Here is a 3,928-nt window from a genome sequence, read left to right on the forward strand (position 1 = left end):
TGCAACGTCGCACCGATGTCCGACGTACGCGTCGTCGTCATCGACTGCACCGACACCGGCGCATCCCCGCCCACCGCAACCGACCCGACCTGGATGCGCCGCGAGTGGCGGCGCATCGCGAGCGGCCGGGCCGGCAGCTCGGGGAGACCCAGTTCGACCGGCTCTCCAGCGGTCATGACGTCACCGGGTCCCGGAGACGGTCTCGCGCGCGGCGCGCAGGGATTCCTTCAGCGATCCCATGGTGGCGAGGACGGCGGTGGGCTCGTAGCCGCAGTGCGCCATGCAGTTGGCGCAGCGTGGGTCCTTGCCGCGGCCGTATTTGTCCCAGTCGGTCTCCTCGATGAGTTCCCGGTACGTGGGGACGTACCCGTCGCTCATCAGGTAGCAGGGCCGCTGCCAGCCGAAGAGCGAGTAGTTCGGGATCGCCCACGCGGTGCAGGGGAAGTCCGCCTTGCCCTCCAGGAAGTCCAGGAAGAGCGGCGAGTGGTTCAGCCGCCAGCGGGACCGGTTGCCGCCCGCGAACGACTTCTTGAAGAGTTCCCGGGTTTGCTCGACACCGAGGAAATGCTCCTGATCGGGCGCCTTCTCGTACGCGTAGGCGGGCGAGATCATCATCTCGTCGACCTTCAGGTCGTCGTTGAGATAGTTGAGGACCTCGATGACGGTCTGCGGAGTATCGGTGTTGAAGAAGGTGGAGTTCGTGGTGACCCGGAAGCCGCGTCGCTTGGCCTCCTTGATCGCCGCCACCGCCTCGTCGAACACGCCCTCCTTGGCAACGGATTCGTCGTGCCGCTCCCGCAGCCCGTCGATGTGCACGGCGAAGGCGAAGTACGGCGAGGGCGTGAATTTCTCGATCTTCTTCCGCAGCAGCATCGCGTTGGTGCAGAGGAATACGTACTTCTTCTTCGCCACCAACTGCCGCACGATTTCGTCGATCTGCGGGTGCATCAGGGGTTCGCCGCCCGCGATGGATACCATCGGGGCGCCCGATTCCAGTACCGCGCCGACAGCCTGGGCAACCGGCATGCGCTGCTTCAGAACCCCGGCCGGATGCTGAATCTTCCCGCAGCCCTCACACGCCAGATTGCAGGCGAACAAAGGCTCCAGCTCGACAATGAGCGGAAACTTGTCCCGCTTGCGGAGCTTCTGTTCAATGAGATACGTCGCAATCTTGATGGTCTGACGGAGCGGCATGGCCATCTAGCTCACCTCCTGGGGAGCAGCAGAGATCGGTGCCATTCATAGAAAGCCGGAAGGACGGCACGGAGAACACGGAAAGCTGATATTCCACCGCGTATCGTCCCGATGCGGACGAGCTCGTGCTCCGGAGCGTCCACGACCACCCGTACGGCCGCAACCGGGCGCGGCCCGGACCGCAGGGCGGCGCGAAGGGTGGCGGCGGACTCCATGTCCACCGCGATCGCTCCGGTGGCCCGCAGCTCGGCCCGCTCATGTCCGCGTACGACATGGGCGGAGCCGGTCAGCGGACCGGTGTGGACGGTTCGGCCGGGCACCGTCCGGGCAAGGGCCTCGGCGAGCAGGTCCGTGCCGGTACAGGTCGTCGGGTCCCCGGCTCCCCGGGTCTCGTCGGCGACCACCAGGTCCCCGGGGTGCATACCGGGTGACAGCCCGGCGCAGAAACCCGAGGCGAGGACGGCCGTGCCGGGTGCCCGGTCCTGACCGAGCGCCTGCGATACGGCCGCCTCGGCGGCCTTGGGGCCCATGCCCGTACGCAGTACGGTCACCGGGCCCGGAGCCGCGCCGGCCGCGCCTTTGCCGCTGCGCAGGGCGAATTGCTCGATGCCGAGCGCACAGGCGATCAGCAGCGGCGCTGCGGGGCCGGCCGGCCCCGGACCATCGCCCATCAGGCCCCCTTACGGGTGGCCGTGCGGTCGGCGAAGGGTTCGCCGTGCACGTACCGCCCGAGTGCGGTGAGCGGGAAGACCTGCCGGTAGAGGTGGTAGTTGATGGAGAAGTCCCAGGGGAAGCCGGTGCCGGTGAAGTACGGCTCGTCCCAGGAGCCGTCGGCCTGCTGGGTCTCGGTGAGCCAGCGCACTCCCCGTTGCACGGCCACGCTGTCCCGCCGCCCCGCGGCGAGCAGCGCGAGCAGTGCCCACGCGGTCTGGGAGGCGGTCGAGGCGCCGTGCCCGATCCACTTGTCCTCGTGGTACGAGCGAAGGTCCTCGCCCCAGCCGCCGTCGTCGTTCTGTACGGACTCCAGCCAGCCGACCGCCCGGAGGATCGCCGGATGCGTGCCGGGCAGCCCGGCGGCCACCAGTGCGGGCACCACCGACCCGGTCCCGTATACGTAGTTGACGCCCCAACGGCCGAACCAGCCGCCGTTCGGGTCCTGTTCGGCCAGCAGCCACTCGATGCCGCGTCGGGTTGCGGGGTGCGCGGACCGTCCCTCGACGGCGAGCATCTCCACCACGTGCCCGGTGACGTCCGCGGACGGCGGGTCGATGACCTCACCGAAGTCGGAGAAGGGCAGCCGGTTGGGGAACGGACTGGTGTTGTCCGCGTCGAAGGCGCCCCAGGCCCCGTTGCGGGACTGCATGCCGAGGTTCCAGCGCACTCCGCGCTTGATGGCGGCTTCGACCCGTGCCATGTCGGGGTGGTGGACCCGGCGCAGCGCGAGGACCACTTCCGCGGTGTCGTCGATGTCGGGGTAGTTGTCGTTGTGGAACTCGAACGCCCAGCCACCCGGGGCGAGTCGGGGGCGGCGTACGGACCAGTCGCCGGGCCGGACGATCTCCTCGCCGAGCATCCAGTCCGCGGCCTTCACCAGCGCCGGGTGGTCGGGGCGGACCCCTGCGTCGGCGAGGGCGATGGTCGCGAGGCAGGTGTCCCAGACCGGGGACTGGCAGGCCTCGATCATCCGGGCGCCGTCCTCGCGCCAGACGGCGAACCGGTCGAGCGATTCGAGTCCGGCCCGCATCACCGGGTGGTCCAGGTCGTAGCCGAGCAGGTGCAGCGCGATGACGGAGTACACGGCGGGCGGTTGAATGCCGCCCCAGCAGCCGTCGTTCTCCTGGCGCTCGATGATCCAACGGGCCGCGGCGTTCATGGCGGACCTGCGCAGCTTGCGGGGTGCGATCCGGTGGTAGAGGTGCAGCGCCTTGTCAAGGCGCTGGAAGACACCGTCCCAGCTCACCGCCGGAGCGGTGCGTCCGGGCGGGTTCGGATGATGTGGATCGGTGTGCAGCTCGTCGAGTGCGAAGGGGGCCGGGCGCACCGGCCGCTTCGCCGAGACGATGGTGAGCGGCACGATGGTCTGGCGGGCCCAGCAGCCGAAGTCATAGATGTTGAGGGGAGCCCATTTGGGAAAGAACATCAGCTCGGGCGGCATCTGAGGCAGGTCGTCCCACTTCCACCAGCCGAAGAGGGCGAGCCAGATCCGCGTGAAGACGCGGCTCGCCGCGACTCCGCCCTGTTCCCTGATCCATCCCGAGGCCCGAGCCATGTGCGGTTCGTCCGGCCGGTCTCCGGCCAGCCGCAGCGCCACGTACGCCTCGATGGTGGTGGAGAGCTCACCCGGGCCACCATGGAAGGTGGCCCAGGTGCCGTCGCCGAGCTGTTCGCCGCGGATGAAGCGTCCCGCCGCCTGGACGACGGCCTCGTCCTGCATGCCCAGGAATTGACGGAGCATCAGGTCTTCGGCGTCCATGGTGACGTTGGTGGCGAGGTCGCCCTTCCACCAACCCTGCTCGTCCTGCCTGCCGAGGAGATGCTCCACCGAGCGTTCCGCGGCCCGCCGCGCGGCGGCCTGTACGTCGTCCGCGGCGATGGTCGTATCGGTCGGATTGCTGGCCGAGGCTGCGCGGGGGTTCACAGCCCCGGTGCTTCCGTCGGTCGTCGCTGTCATGGCTTCCCCTTCGTGCAGTTTGGTCCTCTGCTGTGCTGGGGTCTCCGTCGGCCGGCGCCCGGA

Annotated in this window: 4 protein-coding genes; all 4 read right to left on the reverse strand. The window is 69.0% G+C overall.

Translation table 11 applies throughout. From position 1 onward, the window contains the following. Nucleotides 1-176, reverse strand: a 176-nt coding sequence (locus ACFU8Q_RS39965) for a flavodoxin-dependent (E)-4-hydroxy-3-methylbut-2-enyl-diphosphate synthase (RefSeq protein ID WP_384464688.1), incomplete at its 3' end; no start/stop codon positions are given. A gap of 4 nt (nucleotides 177-180) precedes the next feature. Next, on the reverse strand, nucleotides 181-1,200 hold the full coding sequence (hpnH, locus tag ACFU8Q_RS39970; RefSeq protein WP_384464680.1) for an adenosyl-hopene transferase HpnH: 1,020 nt from the start codon (nucleotides 1,198-1,200) through the stop codon (nucleotides 181-183). A 5-nt stretch (nucleotides 1,201-1,205) separates the two neighbouring features. Further along, entirely contained in the window at nucleotides 1,206-1,865 is a 660-nt protein-coding gene (locus tag ACFU8Q_RS39975; protein ID WP_384464682.1) for a 1-hydroxy-2-methyl-2-butenyl 4-diphosphate reductase, read from the reverse strand. Further along, nucleotides 1,865-3,865, reverse strand: a complete 2,001-nt coding sequence (gene shc, locus ACFU8Q_RS39980; RefSeq protein WP_384464685.1) for a squalene--hopene cyclase — start codon at nucleotides 3,863-3,865, stop codon at nucleotides 1,865-1,867. The genes ACFU8Q_RS39975 and shc overlap by 1 nt, the downstream gene beginning before the upstream one ends. Nucleotides 3,866-3,928 lie beyond the last annotated feature (63 nt).

The organism is Streptomyces sp. NPDC057543 (assembly GCF_042801895.1).
Taxonomy (GTDB): Bacteria; Actinomycetota; Actinomycetes; order Streptomycetales; family Streptomycetaceae; genus Streptomyces.